Source organism: Pseudomonas sp. Z4-7, assembly GCF_051131965.1.
GTDB lineage: Bacteria > Pseudomonadota > Gammaproteobacteria > Pseudomonadales > Pseudomonadaceae > Aquipseudomonas.
In genome coordinates this window covers 679,660-696,726 of sequence record NZ_CP071642.1, presented here as the reverse complement: position 1 = coordinate 696,726, position 17,067 = coordinate 679,660, and the positions used below count along the sequence as shown (strand labels likewise).

At 63.0% G+C, this 17,067-nt stretch carries 18 protein-coding genes; 13 read left to right on the top strand and 5 right to left on the bottom strand.

Translation table 11 applies throughout. The annotated features are described in order from the left end of the window. The first annotated feature begins 113 nt into the window (after positions 1-113). Positions 114-773 (top strand): hypothetical protein, encoded by a 660-nt coding sequence (locus J3P91_RS03005; protein ID WP_434602698.1) that lies wholly within the window; start codon positions 114-116, stop codon positions 771-773. A gap of 25 nt (positions 774-798) precedes the next feature. Here J3P91_RS03005 and cobJ read toward each other — a convergent pair whose 3' ends face one another. Genes cobJ through cobG form a run of 4 tightly spaced genes read right to left on the bottom strand, consistent with a single transcriptional unit; the run spans position 799 to position 5,162 of the window. Beyond that, positions 799-2,496, bottom strand: coding sequence for a precorrin-3B C(17)-methyltransferase (cobJ, locus tag J3P91_RS03000; RefSeq protein ID WP_434602697.1), 1,698 nt, complete (start codon positions 2,494-2,496; stop codon positions 799-801). Then, positions 2,493-3,224, bottom strand: a complete 732-nt coding sequence (locus tag J3P91_RS02995) for a precorrin-2 C(20)-methyltransferase (RefSeq protein WP_434604980.1) — start codon at positions 3,222-3,224, stop codon at positions 2,493-2,495. Before J3P91_RS02995 ends, cobJ begins: the two co-directional genes overlap by 4 nt. After that, the gene (locus J3P91_RS02990; RefSeq protein WP_434569945.1) at positions 3,224-3,850 is read right to left on the bottom strand and encodes a precorrin-8X methylmutase; all 627 of its coding nucleotides are present in this window, start codon (positions 3,848-3,850) and stop codon (positions 3,224-3,226) included. Before J3P91_RS02990 ends, J3P91_RS02995 begins: the two co-directional genes overlap by 1 nt. Beyond that, on the bottom strand, positions 3,843-5,162 hold the full coding sequence (gene cobG, locus J3P91_RS02985) for a precorrin-3B synthase (protein ID WP_434602696.1): 1,320 nt from the start codon (positions 5,160-5,162) through the stop codon (positions 3,843-3,845). The genes J3P91_RS02990 and cobG overlap by 8 nt, the downstream gene beginning before the upstream one ends. 324 nt (positions 5,163-5,486) lie before the next feature. Here cobG and cbiE point away from each other — a divergent pair, with 324 nt between their 5' ends. The 12 genes from cbiE (at position 5,487) to J3P91_RS02925 (ending at position 15,318) form a co-directional block, all read left to right on the top strand. Next, positions 5,487-6,698 carry a precorrin-6y C5,15-methyltransferase (decarboxylating) subunit CbiE gene (cbiE, locus tag J3P91_RS02980; protein WP_434602695.1) on the top strand — a complete coding sequence of 404 codons (1,212 nt, stop codon included), beginning with the start codon at positions 5,487-5,489 and terminating at the stop codon, positions 6,696-6,698. Further along, positions 6,691-7,788 carry a cobalt-precorrin-5B (C(1))-methyltransferase gene (locus tag J3P91_RS02975; RefSeq protein WP_434602694.1) on the top strand — a complete coding sequence of 366 codons (1,098 nt, stop codon included), beginning with the start codon at positions 6,691-6,693 and terminating at the stop codon, positions 7,786-7,788. The genes cbiE and J3P91_RS02975 overlap by 8 nt, the downstream gene beginning before the upstream one ends. Beyond that, the gene (locus J3P91_RS02970; RefSeq protein ID WP_434602693.1) at positions 7,785-8,513 is read left to right on the top strand and encodes a cobalt-precorrin-6A reductase; all 729 of its coding nucleotides are present in this window, start codon (positions 7,785-7,787) and stop codon (positions 8,511-8,513) included. Before J3P91_RS02975 ends, J3P91_RS02970 begins: the two co-directional genes overlap by 4 nt. A 191-nt stretch (positions 8,514-8,704) precedes the next feature. Beyond that, positions 8,705-9,007 (top strand): type II toxin-antitoxin system RelE/ParE family toxin, encoded by a 303-nt coding sequence (locus tag J3P91_RS02965; RefSeq protein WP_434569950.1) that lies wholly within the window; start codon positions 8,705-8,707, stop codon positions 9,005-9,007. Positions 9,008-9,010: 3 nt separating this feature from the next. Beyond that, on the top strand, positions 9,011-9,301 hold the full coding sequence (locus J3P91_RS02960; protein ID WP_305497099.1) for an addiction module antidote protein: 291 nt from the start codon (positions 9,011-9,013) through the stop codon (positions 9,299-9,301). Between the two features lie 120 nt (positions 9,302-9,421). Beyond that, positions 9,422-9,820: a DUF2946 domain-containing protein gene (locus tag J3P91_RS02955; RefSeq protein ID WP_434602692.1), complete on the top strand. Its 399-nt coding sequence runs from the start codon at positions 9,422-9,424 to the stop codon at positions 9,818-9,820. A gap of 46 nt (positions 9,821-9,866) precedes the next feature. Further along, entirely contained in the window at positions 9,867-10,346 is a 480-nt protein-coding gene (locus J3P91_RS02950) for a copper chaperone PCu(A)C (RefSeq protein WP_434569952.1), read from the top strand. A 57-nt stretch (positions 10,347-10,403) separates the two neighbouring features. Further along, positions 10,404-10,793, top strand: a complete 390-nt coding sequence (locus J3P91_RS02945; protein ID WP_434602691.1) for a DUF2946 domain-containing protein — start codon at positions 10,404-10,406, stop codon at positions 10,791-10,793. 207 nt (positions 10,794-11,000) lie between these two features. Next, positions 11,001-12,380 (top strand): PepSY-associated TM helix domain-containing protein, encoded by a 1,380-nt coding sequence (locus J3P91_RS02940; RefSeq protein ID WP_434602690.1) that lies wholly within the window; start codon positions 11,001-11,003, stop codon positions 12,378-12,380. A 198-nt stretch (positions 12,381-12,578) separates the two neighbouring features. After that, the gene (locus J3P91_RS02935) at positions 12,579-13,367 is read left to right on the top strand and encodes an ABC transporter ATP-binding protein (protein WP_434602689.1); all 789 of its coding nucleotides are present in this window, start codon (positions 12,579-12,581) and stop codon (positions 13,365-13,367) included. After that, entirely contained in the window at positions 13,364-14,311 is a 948-nt protein-coding gene (locus tag J3P91_RS02930; RefSeq protein ID WP_434602688.1) for an ABC transporter substrate-binding protein, read from the top strand. The genes J3P91_RS02935 and J3P91_RS02930 overlap by 4 nt, the downstream gene beginning before the upstream one ends. Beyond that, positions 14,308-15,318: a FecCD family ABC transporter permease gene (locus J3P91_RS02925; RefSeq protein WP_434569957.1), complete on the top strand. Its 1,011-nt coding sequence runs from the start codon at positions 14,308-14,310 to the stop codon at positions 15,316-15,318. Before J3P91_RS02930 ends, J3P91_RS02925 begins: the two co-directional genes overlap by 4 nt. Here the strand turns inward: J3P91_RS02925 and J3P91_RS02920 are convergent. Then, positions 15,293-16,828 (bottom strand): class I SAM-dependent methyltransferase, encoded by a 1,536-nt coding sequence (locus J3P91_RS02920; protein ID WP_434602687.1) that lies wholly within the window; start codon positions 16,826-16,828, stop codon positions 15,293-15,295. The two genes, J3P91_RS02925 and J3P91_RS02920, sit on opposite strands and share 26 nt — an antisense overlap. Between the last annotated feature and the right edge of the window lie 239 nt (positions 16,829-17,067).

Sequence of the window (17,067 nt, the reverse complement as noted above, 5' to 3'; positions counted from 1 at the left end):
GCTTGCCGACGGGCTGAAAACATTTGGTCTCCAAACGACTGTCCGGCCCACTTGAAGTCCGCATCGGTTGCTGTATTCATACAGCAACCCATTAAACTTTACGGATGAAACACGTGACCAACAAAACACTTATCGGACTGATAACGGGCCCCAGCCTGTTTTCATACATCGAGACGCTTCCCCTGTCAGAGCACGACGACATTGCAGATTGCGACAACTTCGCGATTCTCATTGCTGACGAAAGCTACAATCGTTATTACGACACAGAACGATGGCTTGAAAGATACATCGGTGTGTTAAGGGCTATTGGATGGTCAATCTATGCGGACGCAATATTTACCCGCACACAACATGTCCTTACGGGCTCTGTGGCGGACTTTCTGGTCGAGAGCGCAAGCGCGATGAGCGATACGCGGCAAGGAAATGCCATGATCGACACGCTCGACAGTTTGAAAACCAACAGTCCGGCGCTCCTCTCTTTTGACCGGGAGAGCGCTTCAGGGGATAGCTTCCAAGTTGTTCCGGCCCGCTACGACGCGCGAGGCCTTCTCAATATTGCCGTCTTCAAACTTGAGCTGAACGCCTACATGAAGAGAACCAACTTCCTGTTCTGGACTTGGGAAAAACACTCAGCCAGGATAGTCCAGCGAAAAGCCTACCTGAGGTTGAACAAGACGATACTCGACGGGCAGCGAGTATTGATAAACAGGCGATTGGAAAAAAAACGCATGGAGCGATTCGACCTCAGCCAGAACCGCCCCATGAACGGTTGAGTCACTTGGGCACCATGGCACTAACTCATGCCCCTGGCTTATCGCCGTACCAACGCGGCGTATACACCCAGTCGCCGCCTTCGACGCGCGGAAATACGCAGGTGGTGGAGGAACCGATCAGCACCATGGTGCGCATGTCCACCTGGTCCGGGGCCAGTTGCCCTAGCGTGGTGACGCGCAGGGTCTGGCCCGGTCGGCCGATGTCACGTCCCAGGACTACTGGCGTATCCACCGTGCGATGTCGCGCGACGATTTCCAGCGCCCGCCCCAGTTGCCACGGACGGGAGCGGGAGATCGGGTTGTAGAACGCCAGGGCCAGGTCCGCCTCGGCCGCCAGGTCCAGGCGCTTCTCGATGATAGACCACGGCTTGAGATTATCCGACAACGACATCACGCAGAAATCATGGCCCAGCGGCGCGCCGGCCTGGGCCGCCGTGGCCAGGGAGGCCGAGACGCCTGGCAGGATTTGCAGGTCGACGTTATGCCAGTCGGCATCAGTCGACTCATGCAGCGCTTCCAGTACAGCGGCAGCCATGGCGAATACGCCAGGGTCACCGGATGACACCACCACCACCGACCGGCCCTGAGCCGCCAGTTCGAAGGCATGTCGGGCACGCTGCATTTCTTCGCGGTTGTCGGTGCAATGCTGCACCTGGTCGGCCCGCAAAGGCCCGGCCATGCGCACGTAAGTCTCATAGCCGAGCACATCGTTGGCGCGGTCGAGTTCGGCACGCACGGCCGGGACCATCAACTCTGCCGCTCCAGGGCCAAGGCCGATCACCGCCAGACGTCCGCGCGCACGGCCAAGCTGCAGCGGGTCGACGGGCCGCTCAGCCACGGCGATGATCACACCGCCCATTCGTCGCAACGAAGCCGGCTGGCCCAACGCGTCATCCAGCCATTGCTCACTGTCATCGCTGGCCTGGGCGAAGCGCAGCGGCACGCCCAGCGCCAGCGCGGCGTGGTGCAACTCGACGCGGGCCATGTCGCTGTCCGCCGCCAGCAGGCACGCCAGCGATTGCACGGCAAGGCCGGCTCGGTGCAGCGCGTCGCTGACCGCAGTCGACACGTCCGGCGTGCCGGCACTCACCGCGACCACCACGTTGCGCGGATAGATCCGCAATTCGTCCGGCGCGGGCACACCCGCGGCGCTGTCGATGCGTATCGCCAACCGTGCCTGCGCATCCTGGGGCAACTGCGCCTGGTCCAGCCACGGCGCCGCGCCTTCGACCCGCACCGGCTCGCCGGCCAGCAGGTCGGACACGAAGCGCTTGCCCTGTTCCAGGTCGCCCAGGCTGTAGCCGCTCGGTGGATTGAGCAGGCAGGTGCCAAAACGCAACTCGCCGCTGGTGGTGATCGCCGGGGCGACTTGCAGCGCTGTCGCGATTTCCCGGGCCATGACATTCACGCCGCCCAGACCGCCCAGCAGCGGCACCACGGCGCTGCCATCCTCGGCCACTGCCAGCACCGGCGGCTCGAGGCCTTTTTCCAGCAACAGCGGCGCGAGGGTGCGAATGACGATGCCCGCCGCGCACAGCGCAATGATCGGCGTGTCCTGTTGATAGAGTTCGCGCAACGTGGTGCCGAACTCAAGATATTGCCGATCGCCCTCGACCCGCCCGACGAGGCCATGGATCAGCGCATCGGGATAGCACTGCTGGATTCGTCGGGCCGTCGCGAGACTGCCCGGGCCGAGGATGACAATTGCCGCCGGTTTCCTCATCCCTGCCACCGCTCGCCCGGGACGATGATCAGCGAGAAGTACGGCGAAGACATCGGCTCGACTTCATCCAGCGGCACGACTTTCTGGTTGGCCATGGTCGCGCGCTCGACGTACAGCGCCCGCCCGTCCATACCCAGTTCCTCAAGCACCTGCCGAACCTTGGGAAAATTGCGCCCCAGCTTCATGATCACCGCCGCATCGGCATCGGCCAGCCGACGCTTGAGATCGTCGTGGGGCAGGACGCCGGAGAGCACCGACAGGCTCTGGTTGCGATAGACCAGCGGGGCTCCCAGCACCGAGGCACCACCGAGCATCGAACACACGCCGGGAATGACCTCGGCCTCGTAGCGCTCGGCCAGGCGGTCGTGCAGGTACATGTAGGAGCCGTAGAAAAACGGATCGCCCTCGCAGATTACCGCCACGTCGCGACCGGCATCCAGGTGCACGGCGAGTTGCTCGGCGGCGGTGTCATAGAAGTCGGCGATTACCTCTTCATAGGACAACGGCGCCGGCAGCACTTCGGTAGTGACCGGGTAGACCAGTGGCAGCAGGGTCTGCGCGTCCTGCAGATGGGCCTCGATGATGCCGAAGGCGTTGCCTTTCTTGCCCTTGGCGACGAAGTACGCCACCACCGGCGATTCCCGCAGCAGGCGCAGGGCCTTGACCGTGATCAGTTCCGGGTCACCCGGCCCTACGCCGAGGCCGATCAAGCGTCCAGGCTGCTGCATCATTCAACCTCCGTGGCGAGGGCATTGACGGCGGCGGCGGCCATGGCGCTGCCGCCCAGGCGGCCTTGCATGATCACGAACGGCACGCCACGGCTGTCGGCCGCCAGCGCGGCCTTGGACTCGGCGGCGCCAACAAAACCCACCGGGAAGCCAAGGATCAGGGCCGGTTTCGGCGCGCCGGCATCGAGCATTTCCAGCAGATAGAACAGCGCGGTCGGTGCGTTGCCGATGACCACGACGCTACCTTCCAGGTGTGGACGCCACAGCTCCAGCGCGGCCGCCGAGCGAGTGTTGCCCAGCTCCCGGGCCAACGCTGGCACGCTGTCGTCGCGCAAGGTGCAGATCACCGGATTGTTGGCCGGCAGGCGCGCCCGGGTCACGCCCTCGGACACCATCCGCGCATCACACAGGATCGGCGCACCGGCCGCCAGCGCCTGGCGCCCCGCCGCGCCTGCGCCTGCGGAAAACTGCAGGCCATCGACCGCCTCGACCATGCCGCAGGCGTGGATCACCCGCACCGCGAGTTTTTCCAGATCGGCAGGAATGCGCGCCAGATTGGCCTCGGCGCGGATGATCGCGAAGGAGTTGCGATAGATCTCCTGACCGTCGCGGATGTAATCAAGCATCAAGGGGGCTCCGGGGATGAGCGTCGAGCCAGTGGCCGAGCGCTTCGATTGTCAGATTGTGTGCTTGCAGCGCGCCGAAACCCGGCAACGCGGCATCACGAAAATAGAGGTCATAACGACCGGGGGCGACCGCCAGCAACGTCGCCGGGGCGATGTGGGCCGCCGCGCACGATCGCTGGCAGCCGGACAGATGAATGTTCAAAGCCTGGCCCCGACGTTGCAGCAGATCCGCCAACTGGCGGGCATCGCCCTTGGTGTCGGCCAGGCCTTTGCCACAGCCACTGGAGCCGGTGCAGGCGATGAGTTGCGCCAGGGAGTGATCGAGCGAACACAACAGGCCCAGCGCGTCGAGCTGGGTCAACACGGCATCCGCATTTTCGCGGCGCACGTTGGGCAGCAACAGGCTTTGCCAGGGAGTGAAACGAAGATTGCCGTCGCCCTTCTCCCGCGCCAACTGCGCCGCGCCGCGCAGCATGACCGTATCAAGCCGGCCGAGGGGCGCCGCCGCGCCGACATAGACCCGTTCGTCGTGCTGGGAATGAATACCGATGTGCAGGCCGCCGGGCGACGCACTCCGCCGCCAGTCAAGGCAAGGTTGCAGCGGCACGCGGCCGGCCAACCGGGTCATGAATTCATCCACGGCACATTCAGCCAGCAGTTGGCGCATGCGGTTCTGGTCCGGGCGGGCCAGTTCGAGAAACAGCTCCAGCACCGCTACCACCAGGGCATGCCCTTGGGCCAGGGGCACCTTGCCCGCCGGCGTGTCCAATGGCGAACCGGCCAAGCCAAAGGCAAGCCAGGGCTCGCCGTGCTGGACAAGCGCCGATAGCCACAGGTCATGGTGATGCTCGAGCATCGCCAAGGCTTCGCCACCGTCCAACTGCACGGCGAACTTGGCCGAGAGTTCGTGGAAGCGTTCATGGGTTTGCAGGGTGAAGAGGATCTGCGCGGCCAGCGGACGGGTGTCGAACAGCATCTGCCGGTCGAGCCCCGCCGAGGGGCTGAGCATCAGGTTGCGCACGTCATCGCCGGCCGCCTTGCGTGGGCCAAGCCCGGCGGCCAGCAACGGCTCGATCAATGCATCCGGCTCAGGGCCGATACCGCGGATCTGCAAGTTGCCGCGGTTGGTGGCCTCGATCACGCCCCCGGCGAACTGCTCGGCCACCCACGCGACGGTTTCGGCCTGATCCGCGTGGATGACGCCGCCATCGAGCTTGATTCGGCAGATTCCTCCGTCCAGTGCCTGGACGACACGCAGCAACCCCGGACAACCCGAGGGGCGAATGACGTTGGAAGATAGACGTTCGTTCAAGGCAGAACCGGTAAATAGGAAACGCCGCAGCGGCGAGGGCCGCCATTATGCCTGCTTTGCCTATGGTCATGAAAAGCTTGCCGGTCGGATTGCTGATGGTGGGCACATAAATCCCATGCTCACCGCAAATCCCCTGTGGGAGCGAGCTTGCTCGCGATAGCGGTCTGTCTGAAAAGATAATCTTGAATGTAACGCCGTCATCGCGAGCAAGCTCGCTCCCACAAGGGATGGTTCACGTCAGATCCGTCGAGGCACGGTATGATGGCGACCCGGTTCGCGGCGGCAACAACCCTGGCGATCAACCCATTTATTCGAGGAACAGAGATGACCCCCTGGCTGACCGTAGTGGGCATCGGTGAAGAGGGCTTCAAGGGCCTGGGCCGAACGGCCCGCCATGCATTGCTGCGGGCGTCGCGGATACTGGGCAGCGCCCGTCAGTTGGAACTGCTGCCGCTGTGTATCCGCGGCGAGCGGGTGCTGTGGCCCAGCCCGTTCTCCCTGGAACCGCTGCTGGCTCGACGGGGCGAGCCGGTGTGCGTGCTGGCCAGTGGCGATCCGATGTTCTATGGCGTCGGCGCCAGCCTGGCGAAACAGCTGCCGGCCGAGGAAATGCAGGTCATCCCCGCGCCATCCTCCTGCTCGCTGGCGGCGGCGCGCATGGGCTGGCCGTTGCAGGACGCGGTCACGCTGTCGCTGGTGGCCCGCCCCCTGGCGGCGCTCAATGCGCACTTGTCCAGTGGCGTCAGGCTGTTGCTGCTGAGTAACGACCGCCACAGCCCCGGCGCCGTGGCAACACTGCTGCGCGAGCGCGGATTCGGCCCGAGCGCCATGACCGTGCTGGAGCATTTGGGCGGTGCGGCAGAGCGGCGGATCGACGGTTGCGCTGCGCACTGGGCCGATGAGGCGGTCGCCGATCTGAACCTGATCGCCATCGAATGCCGGGCCGATCCGTCGACGCAGCGCCTGTCACGCCTGGCCGGCCTGCCGGACAGCGCTTTCGAGCATGACGGCCAGCTGACCAAGCGCGACGTGCGTGCCGTCACCCTGGCTCGCCTCGCCCCGACTCCCGGCGAGCTGCTCTGGGACGTCGGCGCCGGCAGCGGCTCGATCGGCATCGAATGGATGCGCGCCCACCCCAGTTGCCGAGCCCTGGCCATCGAAGCCGACGAAGGCCGCCAAGCCTTGATCGAACGCAACCGCGACACCCTTGGCGTGCCCGGCCTCCAGTTGATTCGCGGCAGCGCCCCGCAGGCGCTGGAGAACCTGGAGCGTCCGGACGCGGTGTTCATCGGTGGCGGCGTCACCCGCGAAGGCGTGCTTGATGCCTGTTGGGCCCGGCTCAAGCCTGGCGGTCGGCTCGTCGCCAATGCCGTGGCCCTGCAAAGCGAGATGACACTGATGAGCTGGCGCGAACGCCACGGCGGTGAGCTGACCCGCATCCATGTCGCCCAGGCCCAGCCTTTGGGCGCATTCGATACCTGGCGCCAAGCCTTGCCAATCACCTTGCTGGACCTGACGAAACCTCTCGATGCGTGACGAAACCGCCGAGCAACCCGCCCCCCTGCGCAGCGGCCTGACCACCGGCAGTTGCGCCACGGCCACCAGCCTGGCGGCGGCGCGAATGCTGCTGTGCGGCACCGAGGCCGATGCCGTGGAAATCGTCCTGCCCAAGGGCAAGCAGGTGCAGATGCGCCTGGAGTTCTGCCGGCTGACCCAACAAGGTGCCGAGGCCGGAACGATCAAGGACGCTGGAGATGACCCGGACGTGACTCATGGCGCGCTGTTGTTTTCCCAGGTGCGCCTGATTGCCGAACCTGGCGTGCGTTTTGTTGCCGGTCGTGGCGTCGGCACGGTGACGCGACCGGGACTGGTCCTGGCTGTCGGTGAGCCGGCGATCAACCCGGTGCCGCGCAAAATGATCAACGATCACCTGGGTCGCCTGGCCGAGGAAAGCGGTTATGCCGGGGGGTTCGAAGTCACGGTCAATGTCGAGGGCGGCGAAGCCCTGGCGCTGAAAACCATGAATCCGCGACTCGGCATCCTCGGCGGTCTGTCGATCCTCGGCACCAGCGGCATCGTCCGGCCGTTTTCCTGCGCAGCCTACATAGCGTCGATCCACCAGGGCATCGACGTGGCGAAAACCAACGGCTACCTGCATATCGCCGCGTGCACCGGCAATGCCAGCGAAGACACCATGCGCCGGGTCTACAACCTGCCGGAAATCGCCCTGATCGAAATGGGCGACTTTGTCGGCGCCGTGCTCAAGCATGTGCGCAAGGTGCCGGTGGAAAAGCTCAGTCTTTGCGGCGGCTTCGGCAAGATCAGCAAACTCGCCGCCGGGCATATGGACCTGCACAGCCGCCATTCAAGCATCGACCTGCCACAACTGGCCAAATGGGCGGCGGCAATCGGGGCCGATGAGAAGTTGCAGCACGACATTCGTCAAGCCAACACCAGCCAGCAAGCCCTCGCGATGGCCAGCGCCGTCGGCATCGCACTCGGTGATGCCGTGTGCGAGCACGCCCTGGCTTTCGCTCGCAGCGTGGTCCCGGCCCAGGTCCAGATCGAAGTCTTCGCCATCGACCGTCAGGGCGCAATCGTCGGCCACGCTGGAGCCTTTAAATGAAACGCATCCTGCTCCTCGGTGGCGTCACCGAGGCCCTGGCCATCGCTCGCACGCTCGGCCCCGAGCACATCTACAGCTTGGCGGGCATCGGTCGCGTCCCCACCGACCTGACCTGCCAGGTACGTGTCGGCGGCTACGGCGGCGCCGAAGGCCTGGCGCAATTCATCCGCGCCGAGGGCATCGACCTGCTATTGGACGCAACCCACCCCTACGCCGCGCAAATCAGCTACAACGCCGCCCGTGCCGCCCGCGCCTGCGCCATCCCCTGCTGGGCCCTGCGCCGTCCGGCCTGGCGCCCATGGGCCGGCGATGACTGGCGCGAAGTGGCCGACTGGGCCGAACTGATCCAGGCCTTGCAGCCTTTCCGCCGCCCCTTGTTCACCCTTGGCCGGGAGCCGCTGCAGCATCTGCATGAAATCCCCGCCGAACAGTTCTGGACGCTGCGAGCACTGGACGTTTATCCCGGCAACGAACGCTGCGAAGTCATCGGCGCCCGTGGGCCGTTTCACATTGACGGTGAACGCGAACTGTTCGAACGGCGACGAATCGATGTGCTGGTCAGCAAGAACAGCGGCAGCACGGCCACCGAGCCGAAGCTGGAGGTGGCCCGGGAGCGGGGGGTGCCAGTGCTGGTGTTGAAGCGACCGGTGTTGGCGGGGGTGGATCGGGAGTTTGCAGCGGTCAATGACGTGCTGGACGCTTTATCCGTACCCAACGGCTTTTGAATTCAGCAGATCAGCGAGACATTTCTGACAAGTTTTCCAGACGCAGCCGGCTGTTTCGTCCAAGACATTCAATTCTATAGTTCCGCTCCTTGATACCCACCTCAGCGTCTGGCAGTCAACAAGCATGAGCGATCCGTCTCGCGCCTGGAAAAGCGCTGCTTGCCACAGCGTATCCCAAGGAATACGATCCAATGATCGAATTTGTACAGTCCCGGATCTTCTCAAGCTGGCTTGACGGTTTGAGAGACGTCACAGGGAAAGCTCGCATCATTGCCAGGATTCGATCTGCTGAGCATGGCAATCTTGGTGATTGCGAACCAGTCGGCAACGCAGTGTATGAGATGCGCATTCACTCGGGCCCAGGTTATCGAGTGTATTTTGCCCGTCGAGACTCCGTGCTTTACCTGCTGCTTGCGGGAGGTGACAAATCAACTCAGAAACGGGACATCAAACGCGCTGTTCAAATAGCGCAAGCCATGAGTGACGAGGAGTGAATCATGACCGCAGAATTCACACGTTTCGATGCAGCCAGCTACCTCAAGACGCCGGAGGAGATGGCAGCTTATCTGGATGCCTGTTTTGAAGAAGATAGCGGTGACGGCGCACTGGTTCGCGCAGCTCTCAACGATATCGCCAGGGCGAAAGGCATGACGCAGATCGCCCGTGATGCCGGGCTCGGGCGAGAGAGTCTTTATAAAGCCCTGGGCAGTGCGGGCAATCCAGAATTCACAACTATCATCAAAGTCATGAAAGCTCTGGGCTTGAAGTTACGTGCGACGACCATTTGAAGATCCATTGCTACTGTTAACACCAGCCCTGCGACCCTACACCGCACGTGGCCTTTTTACTTCTGGACACCGATCAGGCTAAATACCGCCACCTGATCGCCCAACCGAGCGGATTGCCCCATGTCCCGACAACGGCTTGCATTTGCCTGGATCGCCTGCTTCGCAGTGCTGTTCAACATGCTTGCCATGCCGCTTTCCAATAGCGCCGGTGCAGCCGCCAGTACGCCAGCGGAACAAATGCTGTGGGGCAGTTTTTGCTCATCCAGCGGCACGAAGATGCTGGCGGTTTCCCTGGGCAAGCTGGAACAAGGCACGCCACAGAAAGACAATCACTCGACGATGCAACATTGCTGGTGCTGCTCAGGCCCGGCGCCGCTGATGGCGCTTGCCGGGCACGCCCCGCAGTTGTATCTGGACGCACAACGGGCCGATCGCGGTACGGCCCACGCAAAGCTCGACAGCCCGCCCCCCCGCCAGCAATGGCCCAGCCTCAACCCCCGTGCTTCGCCTCTGGCCTGATTCTTCCCGCATGAAACTGCGTCCTGAATCGTTCCGGAGAATTGCCATGTTGAACAGACTCATCCTGCTGGCCGCCCTGCTGCTCCCGGCTGGCCTCGCCCAGGCGCACCAGTACAAGGCCGCCGAGCTTGAGATCGCCCACCCGTGGTCCCAGGAGTTGCCACCCAACGCGCCAACCGTGGCCGCGTACTTCGTGATTCACAACGGCGGCGCCACCGCCGACAAACTGCTCGGCGTCGACTCGCCGATTGCCGGCAAGGCCGAGCTCCATGAACATGTGATGCAAAACGACCTGATGAAAATGCAACCGGTGCCCGTCGTCGCCATCGCCCCCGGTGCGACCGTCACCTTCGCGCCGATGGCCTATCACGTGATGTTGCTGGACCTGAAGGACCGCAGCTTGCTCAGCGACGGCAAACGTTTCCCCATGACCCTGCATTTCGAAAAGGCCGGGGACGTGACGGTGGATGTCGCGGTGCAGAAAAAAGCACCCGACGGCGCCAAGACACACCAGCACGCCCAGTAGACGTAGCCGCCTATGCAACCTCGTCGCGCCAGCCCGTCCAGGCACCGCCGTCAGCCCATGAGCCTGACACGCGGCAGCTGGATCAGCCTGTTCGCCATGCTGATGATCTTTATCGGACCACTGGTTTCCCAGTCGATGCCGATGGATCAGCGCATGTCCATGCCTGTGTCCGTGAGCATGGAAATGGAGATGAGCATGGACATGCCGGTGCATGAAGCGCCGGCGGCCGAGCACTGCGCGCCCCAGAGCGAACACCACGCGTTATGGGAAAAATGCGGTTATTGCAGCCTGCTGTTCAATTGCCCGGCGCTGCCTGGCGGCCACACATTCGCCGTCTTCGACACCCCTCCCAGCCACACCTACACCAGCCCTTCCCCGCGCCTGGGTCATGCCCGACCGGCGTTCTTTCCGGGCGCCCGCACCCGCGCACCGCCACTCGACGCGTAAGCCCGCACCTGCTCACCCGGTCGCAAAGGACAGCCCAACGCTGCCCTGAACACGGATGAGTGCCTGACATCTGGGCCGAAGCAAACATAAAACCTGTGGGAGCGAGCCTGCTCGCGAAAGCTTTCGCGAGCAGGCTCGCTCCCACAGGTGGTTGCATCGCTCAGCCGATATTTGAAGAACCGAATTTGCCCTGCGGAGCGCTTTGCAATGAGCCAACCGAAACCCAATTTCTACAACCTGGCCTGGCGCTGGCATTTTTATGCCGGGCTGTTCGTGGCGCCGTTCATGGTGATGCTGGCCCTGACCGGGATCATCTACCTGTTCAAGCCGCAACTCGATCCATTGATGTACGGCAACCTGCTGAACGTACCGGCCGGGCATCACAGCCTGGCGGCGGACGACCTGCTCAAGCAGGTCCGCCAGGCTTACCCCGAAGGCCAGGTCAAACAGTACCTGCCGCCGATCAACGCCGAGCGCAGCGCGCAATTCGTGGTGATCGACAAGGGTCGGGAGCTGAATGTGTTCATCGACCCGTACCACGGCGACGTGCTCGGCGAGCAGGACGCGAAAGACAACCTGCAAGCTATGGCCCGGGCGATTCACGGTGAATTGCTGATCGGCACCGTCGGTGACCGGCTGGTGGAAATGGCTGCCGGCTGGGGCGTGGTGCTGGTGGTTTCCGGACTGTACCTGTGGTGGCCGCGCGGGCAATCCTCGGCCGGCGTACTGTGGCCGCGCTGGAGCGCTCGCGGTCGGGTGTTCTGGCGCGACTTGCACATCGTTGTCGGTTTCTGGGGCGCGGCGTTCCTGCTGGTGATGCTGCTCAGCGGCATGACCTGGACCGGCTTCTGGGGCAAGCAGTACGCCGACCTCTGGAACCGTTTCCCGGCGGCGATGTGGAACGACGTACCGAAGTCCGACATCGAGGCCGGCAGCCTCAACAACGCCCATCGCCAGACCGTGCCCTGGGCGGTGGAGAACACGCCAATGCCGATGTCCGGCGACCACGCCGAACACATGGCCCATGGCGGCATGCACGAAGGCCCCGCCGCACCCACCGTCAGCCTGCAAGCGGTGCAAGACATCGCCACCGAGCGCAAGGTCGAGCCCGGCTACAGCATCACCCTGCCAACGACCGCCTCGGGCGTGTTCACCATCGCCGTGTTTGCCGATGATCCGCGCAACGACGCCACCCTGCACGTGGACCAATACACCGGCAAAGTCCTGGCCGACGTGCGTTGGGAGCACTACAACCTCGTTGCCCGCGCCACTGAAACCGGGGTGATGCTGCACGAAGGCAAGATGTTCGGTCCGGTGAACCAGATCATCGTCCTGCTGATCTGCCTGATGATCCTGCTCAGCGCCGTGAGCGGAATGGTGATCTGGTGGAAACGCCGGCCCCAGGGCAAGTTCGGCGTGCCGCCACTGCGCCACGACCTGCCGACGTGGAAGACCGGTGCGTTCATCATGTTGGCCCTGGCGGTGGTGTTCCCGTTGGTGGGGGCGTCGCTGGTGGTGGTGTGGCTGTTGGACCGGCTTGTTACCCGGTTCAATCGCCAGCCTGAGGCCGCTTCATCTTCAAGCTGAGAATTGCGCGTTGACGGAAAGCGGCGCGAAAGCTCTACAATCGCGCCCGCCTTCCAAACCTAAACACCATCCCTGTGGGAGCGAGCTTGCTCGCGATGGCGGCAGTACTTCAACAATGATGCAAGCTGAACCACCGCTATCGCGAGCAAGCTCGCTCCCACAAGGGACCCGCGCGCCGCCCATGATTCGAGTAAATGCATGACCTCGCTAACCCTCTCCCACCTCGCCTGGACACCGTTGGGCCATGGCCACTGCCATCACCAGTTCCAACTGCGTGATGCCACGTTGCAGGTGGCGGCCGGGGAATTTGTCGGGTTGATCGGGCCCAACGGCAGCGGCAAGACCAGCCTGTTGCGCTGCGCCTACCGCTTCAGCCGGCCAGAAAGCGGCGAGGTCAGACTCGAACACTACAACGTCTGGAAACAGCCCTCGCGCTGGTGCGCCCAACGCATCGCCGTGGTGCTGCAAGAGTTTCCCGACGCCTTCGGCCTGACGGTGAACGAGGTGGTCGCGATGGGGCGCACGCCGCACAAGGGTCTGTTCGATGGTGACAATCAGGAAGATCGCCGACTGGTGCTCCAGGCATTGGAGTCGGCCGGGCTTGCAGGCTTTGGCGACCATGCATTCGCCACGCTCTCGGGCGGTGAGAAGCAACGGGTGATCCTCGCACGCGCCCTGGCCCAGCAGCCGCAGTTGCTGATCCTCGACGAACCGACCAATCACCTCGACCCGCGCTATCAATTGCAGCTGCTGCAACTGATCAAGGGCCTGGGCATCGGCACCCTCGCCAGCATTCATGACCTGAACCTTGCCGCCGCGTTCTGCGACCGCCTGTACGTGATCGAACACGGGCGCATCGTCGCCAGCGGCACGCCCAGGGACGTCCTCACTGTAGACCTGTTGCGCGAAGTGTTCGGCGTCGCGGCCCTGGTGGACGAACACCCGCTGGCCGACTACCCACGAATCACCTGGATAACCCGACCATGATCCTGCGTCCCCTGCTGTTGCTTCCGTTATTGCTGGCAAGTTTGCATGTCCAGGCCGAGACCAGCCGCTACCCGCTGACGATCCAGAGCTGCAACCGCCAGGTGGTGTTCAACGAGGCCCCTCGGCACGCCGTCAGCCATGACATCAACATGACCCAGATGATGCTGGCCCTGGGGCTAAAGCCACGCATGGTTGGCTACAGCGGCATCAGCGGCTGGAAATCGGTGACGCCGGACATGGCCAAGATCCTCGATGGCCTGCCGGAACTGGCCGCCAAATATCCCTCGGTGGAAACCCTGCTCGACGCCAACGTCGATTTTTTCTTCGCCGGTTGGGACTACGGCATGCGCGTCGGCGGCGACCTGACTCCGCAGACCCTGCAACCGCTGGGCATCAACGTCTACGAACTGACCGAGTCCTGCGCGTTCGTGATGAAACGCCCGGCGGCCTCGCTGGAGGACACCTACAACGACCTGCGCAACCTTGGGAAAATCTTCGACGTGCAGGATCGCGCCAACGCGCTTATCGCCACGATGCAGGCCAAGGTGGCCGAAGTGCGCAAGCACCTGCCAACCCGACAACCGCGGGTGTTCCTGTATGACAGCGGCGAAGACCGGGCCATGACCTCCGGCCGCCTGGGCATGCCCCAGGCCCTGATCGACGCGGCCGGCGGGCGCAACATTCTGGATGACGTGGACGCCAGTTGGACCCGCGTCAACTGGGAGAACGTGGTGGAGCGCAATCCCCAAGTCATCGTGATCGTCGATTACGGCGAAGTCAGTGCCGAGCAGAAACAGCAATTCCTGTCGAGCAACCCGGCCCTGCAATCAGTCGATGCGATCAAGCACCGGCGCTTCGTCGTGATCCCTTACGTGCAGGCCACGCCGGGTATCGATAACGTGCTGGCGGTGCAAACCCTGGCGCAGAGTTTCCACGGCCAATGAACGATCGTCGCTATGGTGCACTGCTGCTACTGCTCGGCGCGCTGCTCCTGGTGTCGTGCGTGGTGTCGCTGGGTTTCGGGCCCGCGCGAGTACCGGTGGCCGTGGTCTGGGACCTGCTGCTGCACAAGGCTTTCGGTGTCGGCGAGGTGCATTGGACAGCCGGCCAGGAGCATATCGTCTGGCTGATCCGCGTCCCGCGCCTGCTGCTCGGGGCGCTGGTAGGCGCAGGGTTGGCGTTGATCGGCGCGGTGCTGCAAGCGGTGACACGCAACCCGCTGGCCGATCCGCACCTGCTTGGCGTCACCTCCGGCGCCACCCTCGGGGCGGTCATCGTGGTGTTGCATGTCGGCGAGATCATCGGCCTGCTGACCCTGCCGCTGGCTGCCTTCATCGGCGCGCTGTTGAGTATGTTGCTGGTGTTGGCCATCGCTGCCCGCCAGGGCCGCCTGGAGAGTGATCGCCTGCTGCTCTGCGGCGTAGCGGTGTCGTTCGTGATGATGGCGGCGGCCAACCTGCTGCTGTTTCTCGGAGACCATCGCGCCAGTTCGGCGGTGATGTTCTGGATGCTCGGCGGCCTGGGCCTGGCACGCTGGGAACTGCTCGCGGTGCCAGCCGCCAGTGTATTGCTGGGGCTGGTGTTGCTGCTGGGCATGGCCCGGCCGTTGAACGCGCTGATGGCCGGGGAGCAGACCGCCGTGACCCTGGGGCTGAACGCGGCGAAGGTGCGGCTATGGATTTTCCTGATCGCGTCCTTGATGACCGGCGTACTGGTGTCCATCAGCGGCTCGATCGGTTTTGTCGGGCTGATGGTGCCCCACATCGCCCGCCGCCTGGTGGGCGCCGAGCATCGTCGGCTGTTGCCGGCCTGCGTGCTGCTGGGCAGCCTGTTCCTGGTTTGGGTGGACGTGGCGGCTCGCACGCTGATCGCGCCGGAGGATTTGCCGATCGGAGTCGCTACAGCCGCTATCGGTGGGCTGTTCTTTATGGGTCTGATGCGCCGTCGCTGAAAAGATGCTTTTTCTTGTACACGCCGAATAGCTCGGTACCAAGGCCGCCATTTCGAAAATGCTCCAGCTCCGCTCGAACCATATCAATGACCAACGCCCGGTCCTCGGCTTTTGCAAGATTAAAATTTCCACTGTAGGCGAGATTGACCATTCGCCAGAGGAAGCAGTTGGTTCGGTAAATATCTACCGGCTTGAGCCAACGTTCGAGGAGCGCGGTAATTTCCTCACTTCGAATACCCTCGAAGCACCCGATCGAGTGGTCCTTGTCTGGAATGACAGCATCGACAACCTGGGTATCGGCGTTTAGCCGGTAGCGTGCCGGCAATGCCGAGAACGCTGCATCGGCCGCAATTATTGCCTCAGGCCACAAGCGATTGCCATTGCGCCCCACGGCCTCACCCACACTCCAGAACTCGCCATCGTTTTTCAAACTGTGGGAGATAAAGAGCATCACTTTTTCCAGCTCGATCAAATGGTGCAATGCCGAGACGCAGATAATAACGTCCCACTGCTCACCGGTAGGCACCAGGTTATTCGCATCGGCCACGATCAGATCGAGGCCGACCCCTGAAGAAAACTGCTTCGCCGCGATGTGAAGCAGGTCTTCATTGATATCCAGCAGTGACCATTCCACGCCTTCCGGAACAGCCGCCGACAAACCAGCTTCTATCCGCGCGGCACCGCTGCAGATCGACAGGACTTTTATTGCACCGTGATCCCTGACTTTCCGACGTAGCCTTGCTTGGAAGTCGGGCGGCGTTTGCGGGACGTTCGCCCTTAGCATACGAGTGGCATAGGAGTAGGCGACCTCTCCTTCAAACGGCTCCGGAATCACCATCTCGGACCGGGCACCCTGCCATTGCCCCGGAGCCAGTCCATTCAATCGGCGAACGTTGCGAGCAACGCCCATGGCCGCTTCACTCTGTCGCTCCTGAACGCTCGAGTAAAACTCGTTCCGGTAGACGCTACTGAAGTGTGCTATCTCGTTTTTCACGCGCATCTGATGGTGTGTTTTCGCCAGGAGAAGCTTCATCACTCCTTCCCTGGCAACGCACAAGTCAGCTATCGCCAACCAGTCGGCTGTAGGGTCATTTTTGGCCCCTGGCCCGCACGTTACCAAGAGACGGCCACGTTTCCCTGCCAACCAAGCCAGATCCAGATCGACCGACCGCCATTCCGACGGCGTAGATCCTCCGCAAATATGAAACATTCCGAGTGGACATTCGGTTTGACCTGGATCATCGACAAAAACAACTGAACATGTGAGCCCGTCGACACTGATGCCTGGCAGCGCTGCCGAAAAACGAATGTAGAGTCTGGAATCGGAAAACACATCCAGCTGGCTACTTCGCAGATGTTCCCCGGCGGTGAGAATCAGCGAATATCTCGCTTCTCGCAAATGCGTTACGTGCATCCATTGCGGATGCTCGGCCGGTTTGACTTCAGGCAACACGGCGAATGCTGCCGTCTCGTCGAGAAGAAAATAGCTTGCAGCGCCAGAGTCGTTCAAACGGCTTTCCCTACTTCGCAACGGCAGAAGAGTCAGCATAGTCGGGCGGGCGATAATTTCACCTTGGGTCAACCTCATCCGCGCCCCAATGCGGAGCGCCATCCTGCACCAGCATCAGCGATGTGGTCGCTGATGGTGCATCGTCACTTCCCTCTCTTGCCGCCGGCCCCGCATTTCAAAGCCTTTCCCCGACCGGGCACACCCCTTGCAAAAGCGCTTTCAGCGTTTGCATCTGCCAT

Excerpts from the sequence above, each read along its gene's own strand:
- cobJ (WP_434602697.1), bottom strand. The coding sequence starts at position 2,496 with ATGAGGAAACCGGCGGCAATTGTCATCCTCGGCCCGGGCAGTCTCGCG.
- J3P91_RS02995 (WP_434604980.1), bottom strand. The coding sequence starts at position 3,224 with ATGCAGCAGCCTGGACGCTTGATCGGCCTCGGCGTAGGGCCGGGTGAC.
- J3P91_RS02990 (WP_434569945.1), bottom strand. The coding sequence starts at position 3,850 with ATGCTTGATTACATCCGCGACGGTCAGGAGATCTATCGCAACTCCTTC.
- cbiE (WP_434602695.1), top strand. The coding sequence starts at position 5,487 with ATGACCCCCTGGCTGACCGTAGTGGGCATCGGTGAAGAGGGCTTCAAG.
- J3P91_RS02975 (WP_434602694.1), top strand. The coding sequence starts at position 6,691 with ATGCGTGACGAAACCGCCGAGCAACCCGCCCCCCTGCGCAGCGGCCTG.
- J3P91_RS02970 (WP_434602693.1), top strand. The coding sequence starts at position 7,785 with ATGAAACGCATCCTGCTCCTCGGTGGCGTCACCGAGGCCCTGGCCATC.
- J3P91_RS02965 (WP_434569950.1), top strand. The coding sequence starts at position 8,705 with ATGATCGAATTTGTACAGTCCCGGATCTTCTCAAGCTGGCTTGACGGT.
- J3P91_RS02960 (WP_305497099.1), top strand. The coding sequence starts at position 9,011 with ATGACCGCAGAATTCACACGTTTCGATGCAGCCAGCTACCTCAAGACG.
- J3P91_RS02955 (WP_434602692.1), top strand. The coding sequence starts at position 9,422 with ATGTCCCGACAACGGCTTGCATTTGCCTGGATCGCCTGCTTCGCAGTG.
- J3P91_RS02950 (WP_434569952.1), top strand. The coding sequence starts at position 9,867 with ATGTTGAACAGACTCATCCTGCTGGCCGCCCTGCTGCTCCCGGCTGGC.
- J3P91_RS02945 (WP_434602691.1), top strand. The coding sequence starts at position 10,404 with ATGAGCCTGACACGCGGCAGCTGGATCAGCCTGTTCGCCATGCTGATG.
- J3P91_RS02940 (WP_434602690.1), top strand. The coding sequence starts at position 11,001 with ATGAGCCAACCGAAACCCAATTTCTACAACCTGGCCTGGCGCTGGCAT.
- J3P91_RS02935 (WP_434602689.1), top strand. The coding sequence starts at position 12,579 with ATGACCTCGCTAACCCTCTCCCACCTCGCCTGGACACCGTTGGGCCAT.
- J3P91_RS02930 (WP_434602688.1), top strand. The coding sequence starts at position 13,364 with ATGATCCTGCGTCCCCTGCTGTTGCTTCCGTTATTGCTGGCAAGTTTG.
- J3P91_RS02925 (WP_434569957.1), top strand. The coding sequence starts at position 14,308 with ATGAACGATCGTCGCTATGGTGCACTGCTGCTACTGCTCGGCGCGCTG.